This window comes from Neisseria sp. N95_16, assembly GCF_002551535.2.
Lineage (GTDB): Bacteria > Pseudomonadota > Gammaproteobacteria > Burkholderiales > Neisseriaceae > Neisseria > Neisseria brasiliensis.
In genome coordinates this window covers 1-4,023 of record NZ_PDBT02000120.1, presented here as the reverse complement: position 1 = coordinate 4,023, position 4,023 = coordinate 1, and the positions used below count along the sequence as shown (strand labels likewise).

The following is a 4,023-nucleotide window of genomic DNA, read 5'->3' as shown; positions in this document are numbered from 1 at the left end:
AGGGATGCGGCATGCAGGGTGAGTTCGTACGGTTCGGCAAGCGTGACGTTCTCTATCGTGATCTGCTCATCCACGGCAAACGGGTCACTCTCTGGGTGGGGGCGCCTCAGAAATCGGAAAATAAAGCACGCTAAGGCATAGCTGACCTTGCCAGGCCTGCTTCGCCCTGCAGTGACGCAATCAGCGGGCAGGAAACGTTCCCTTTCCGCGCATGGCAGGCGCACACCAGTTCAGACAGCACGGCCTCCATGCGTGCCAAGTCGGCCATCTTCTCGCGCACATCCTTGAGCTTGTGCTCGGCCAGGCCGCTGGCTTCCTCGCAATGGGTGCCATCCTCCAGCCGCAGTAGCTCGGCGATTTCGTCCAGGCTAAAGCCCAGCCGCTGGGCCGATTTCACGAACCGCACTCGTGTTACATCCGCCTCGCCATAGCGGCGAATGCTGCCATAGGGCTTGTCTGGCTCCGGCAGCAGGCCCTTGCGCTGGTAGAACCGGATGGTCTCCACATTGACCCCGGCCGCCTTGGCAAAAACGCCAATGGTCAGATTCTCAAAATTAATTTGCATATCGCTTGACTCCGTACATAACTACGGAAGTAAGCTTAAGCTATCCAAACCAAATTTGAAAGGACAAGCGTATGTCTGAACCACAAAAGTCTGAACCACAAAACGGGCGCGGCGCGCTCTTCGCCGGTGGGCTGGCCGCCATTCTTGCGTCGGCCTGCTGCCTGGGGCCGCTGGTTTTGATCGCCTTGGGGTTCAGCGGGGCATGGATCGGCAACCTGACGGTGCTGGAACCCTATCGCCCGATCTTCATCGGCGCAGCGCTGGTCGCGCTGTTTTTCGCCTGGCGGCGCATCTACCGCCCGGCGCAAGCCTGCAAACCGGGTGAGGTCTGCGCGATTCCCCAAGTGCGAGCTACTTACAAGCTCATTTTCTGGATCGTGGCCGCGCTGGTCCTGGTCTCGCTCGGATTTCCCTACGTCATGCCATTTTTCTATTAATCACAGGAGTTCATCATGAAAAAACTGTTTGCCGCCCTCGCCCTCGCTGCCGTTGTTGCCCCCGTGTGGGCCGTCACCCAGACCGTCACGCTGTCCGTGTCTGGCATGACCTGCGCCTCTTGCCCGATCACTGTCAAGCACGCGCTTTCCAAGGTTGAGGGCGTGAGCAAGACCGACGTAAGTTTCGACAAGCGCCAGGCCGTCGTCACCTTCGACGATGCCAAGACCAACGTCCAGAAGTTGACCAAGGCGACCGAGGACGCGGGCTATCCGTCCAGCCTCAAACGCTGATCCGTTAACCGAACTCGGGAGCGACACATGGGACTCATCACGCGCATCGCTGGCAAAACCGGCGCGCTCGGCAGCGTCGTTTCCGCGATGGGCTGCGCCGCCTGTTTTCCTGCCATCGCCAGCTTTGGCGCGGCCATCGGACTGGGCTTCTTGAGCCAGTACGAGGGGCTATTCATTGGCATCCTGCTGCCGATGTTCGCCGGCATCGCGTTACTCGCCAATGCTATCGCTTGGCTCAATCATCGACAGTGGCGACGCACGGCGCTCGGCACGATAGGCCCGATCTTGGTGCTGGCAGCGGTGTTTTTAATGCGGGCTTACGGCTGGCAGAGCGGTGGACTGCTCTATGTCGGCCTGGCCTTGATGGTTGGGGTGTCGGTCTGGGATTTCATCTCGCCAGCACATCGCCGCTGCGGGCCGGACAGCTGTGAATTGCCAGAACAACGTGGCTGACGGCAACAGCCGTAGCCACCACAGAAAAGGAAAAATACATGACCACCCTGAAAATCACCGGGATGACCTGCGACTCGTGCGCGGCTCACGTCAAGGAAGCCTTGGAGAAAGTGCCCGGCGTGCAATCGGCGCTGGTGTCCTATCCGAAGGGCACAGCGCAACTCGCCATTGAGGCGGGCACGTCATCGGATGCGCTGACTACCGCCGTGGCCGGACTGGGCTACGAGGCAACGCTTGCCGATGCGCCACCGACGGACAACCGCGCCGGCCTGCTCGACAAGATGCGCGGCTGGATAGGGGCCGCTGATAAGCCCAGTGGCAACGAACGCCCGTTGCAGGTCGTCGTCATTGGTAGCGGTGGAGCCGCGATGGCGGCAGCACTGAAGGCCGTCGAGCAAGGCGCGCAGGTCACGCTGATTGAGCGCGGCACCATCGGCGGCACCTGCGTCAACGTCGGTTGTGTGCCGTCCAAGATCATGATCCGCGCCGCCCACATCGCCCATCTGCGCCGGGAAAGCCCGTTCGATGGCGGTATTGCGGCAACTGTGCCTACGATTGACCGCAGTAAGCTGCTGGCCCAGCAGCAGGCCCGCGTCGACGAACTGCGGCACGCCAAGTACGAAGGCATCCTGGGCGGTAATCCGGCCATCACCGTTGTGCACGGTGAGGCGCGCTTCAAGGACGACCAGAGCCTTACCGTCCGTTTGAACGAGGGTGGCGAGCGCGTCGTGATGTTCGACCGCTGCCTGGTCGCCACGGGTGCCAGCCCGGCGGTCCCGCCGATTCCGGGCTTGAAAGAGTCACCCTACTGGACTTCCACCGAGGCCCTGGCGAGCGACACCATTCCCGAACGCCTTGCCGTAATCGGCTCGTCGGTGGTGGCGCTGGAGCTGGCGCAAGCCTTTGCCCGGCTGGGCAGCAAGGTCACGGTCCTGGCGCGCAATACCTTGTTCTTCCGTGAAGACCCGGCCATCGGCGAGGCGGTGACAGCCGCTTTCCGTGCCGAGGGCATCGAGGTGCTGGAGCACACGCAAGCCAGCCAGGTCGCCCATATGGACGGTGAATTCGTGCTGACCACCACGCACGGTGAATTGCGCGCCGACAAACTGCTGGTTGCCACCGGTCGGACACCGAACACGCGCAGCCTCGCGCTGGACGCAGCGGGGGTCACTGTCAATGCGCAAGGTGCCATCGTCATCGACCAAGGCATGCGCACGAGCAACCCGAACATCTACGCGGCCGGCGACTGCACCGACCAGCCGCAGTTCGTCTATGTGGCGGCAGCGGCCGGCACCCGTGCCGCGATCAACATGACCGGCGGCGACGCAGCCCTCAATCTGACCGCGATGCCGGCAGTGGTGTTCACCGACCCGCAAGTCGCCACCGTGGGCTACAGCGAGGCGGAAGCGCACCACGATGGCATCGAGACCGACAGTCGCACGCTGACACTCGACAACGTTCCGCGAGCGCTTGCCAACTTCGACACACGCGGCTTCATCAAGCTGGTCATCGAGGAAGGTAGCGGACGGCTCATCGGCGTGCAGGCGGTGGCCCCGGAAGCGGGCGAACTGATCCAGACGGCGGTGCTCGCCATCCGCAACCGCATGACGGTGCAGGAACTGGCTGACCAGTTGTTCCCCTACCTGACAATGGTCGAGGGGTTGAAGCTTGCGGCGCAGACCTTCAACAAGGACGTGAAGCAGCTTTCCTGCTGCGCTGGATAAAAAAAGGAGGTTTTCAATGAGCGCCTACACCGTGTCCCGGCTGGCCCTTGATGCCGGGGTGAGCGTGCATATCGTGCGCGACTACCTGCTGCGCGGATTGCTGCGTCCGGTGGCGTGCACCCCGGGCGGCTATGGCCTGTTCGATGATGCCGCCTTGCAACGGCTGTGCTTCGTGCGGGCGGCCTTCGAGGCGGGCATCGGCCTGGACGCGCTGGCGCGGCTGTGCCGGGCGCTGGATGCTGCGGACGGCGATGAAGCGGCCGCGCAGCTTGCCGTTCTGCGCCAGTTCGTCGAGCGTCGGCGCGAAGCGTTGGCCCATCTGGACGCGCAACTGGCCTCCATGCCAGCCGAGCGGGCGCACGAGGAGGCATTGCCGTGAACGCCCCTGACAAACTGCCGCCCGAGACGCGCCAACCCGTTTCCGGCTACCTGTGGGGTGCGCTGGCCGTGTTGACCTAGAGAGAGTGCGCAAGGGCCTCAGAAAGGAGCTGAAACCGTCCCAGAGCCGGACTCTCAAGGGAGACCGGAAAATCCTGCTGAAACGCGCTCACGA

6 protein-coding genes and 1 pseudogene are annotated in these 4,023 nt (G+C 62.9%); 6 read left to right on the top strand and 1 reads right to left on the bottom strand.

Annotated features, from left to right (window positions below; genetic code table 11):
* Positions 1 to 130: 130 nt before the first annotated feature.
* A complete protein-coding gene (gene merR / locus CRG49_RS12480; protein ID WP_019836732.1) occupies positions 131 to 565 on the bottom strand; it encodes an Hg(II)-responsive transcriptional regulator in 435 nt (144 codons plus the stop codon).
* A gap of 71 nt (positions 566 to 636) precedes the next feature.
* Here merR and merT point away from each other — a divergent pair, with 71 nt between their 5' ends.
* The 6 genes and pseudogenes from merT to CRG49_RS12450 all read left to right on the top strand — a co-directional run.
* Entirely contained in the window at positions 637 to 1,002 is a 366-nt protein-coding gene (gene merT, locus CRG49_RS12475; RefSeq protein WP_001294656.1) for a mercuric ion transporter MerT, read from the top strand.
* A gap of 15 nt (positions 1,003 to 1,017) precedes the next feature.
* Positions 1,018 to 1,293: a mercury resistance system periplasmic binding protein MerP gene (gene merP, locus CRG49_RS12470; RefSeq protein ID WP_095503726.1), complete on the top strand. Its 276-nt coding sequence runs from the start codon at positions 1,018 to 1,020 to the stop codon at positions 1,291 to 1,293.
* Positions 1,294 to 1,320: 27 nt separating this feature from the next.
* Positions 1,321 to 1,746, top strand: coding sequence for an organomercurial transporter MerC (merC, locus tag CRG49_RS12465; RefSeq protein ID WP_000522996.1), 426 nt, complete (start codon positions 1,321 to 1,323; stop codon positions 1,744 to 1,746).
* A gap of 38 nt (positions 1,747 to 1,784) precedes the next feature.
* Positions 1,785 to 3,470 carry a mercury(II) reductase gene (gene merA / locus CRG49_RS12460; RefSeq protein ID WP_000209295.1) on the top strand — a complete coding sequence of 562 codons (1,686 nt, stop codon included), beginning with the start codon at positions 1,785 to 1,787 and terminating at the stop codon, positions 3,468 to 3,470.
* Positions 3,471 to 3,486: 16 nt separating this feature from the next.
* A complete protein-coding gene (merD, locus tag CRG49_RS12455; RefSeq protein WP_025467726.1) occupies positions 3,487 to 3,849 on the top strand; it encodes a mercury resistance co-regulator MerD in 363 nt (120 codons plus the stop codon).
* Positions 3,846 to 3,926, top strand: a pseudogene (locus tag CRG49_RS12450) (mercury resistance protein); the annotation flags it as partial. The gene merD and the pseudogene CRG49_RS12450, both read left to right, overlap by 4 nt.
* Positions 3,927 to 4,023: the final 97 nt, after the last annotated feature.

What these genes read in the sequence shown, in the direction of transcription:
- merR (WP_019836732.1), bottom strand. Translation starts at nt 565, where the DNA reads ATGCAAATTAATTTTGAGAATCTGACCATTGGCGTTTTTGCCAAGGCG.
- merT (WP_001294656.1), top strand. Translation starts at nt 637, where the DNA reads ATGTCTGAACCACAAAAGTCTGAACCACAAAACGGGCGCGGCGCGCTC.
- merP (WP_095503726.1), top strand. Translation starts at nt 1,018, where the DNA reads ATGAAAAAACTGTTTGCCGCCCTCGCCCTCGCTGCCGTTGTTGCCCCC.
- merC (WP_000522996.1), top strand. Translation starts at nt 1,321, where the DNA reads ATGGGACTCATCACGCGCATCGCTGGCAAAACCGGCGCGCTCGGCAGC.
- merA (WP_000209295.1), top strand. Translation starts at nt 1,785, where the DNA reads ATGACCACCCTGAAAATCACCGGGATGACCTGCGACTCGTGCGCGGCT.
- merD (WP_025467726.1), top strand. Translation starts at nt 3,487, where the DNA reads ATGAGCGCCTACACCGTGTCCCGGCTGGCCCTTGATGCCGGGGTGAGC.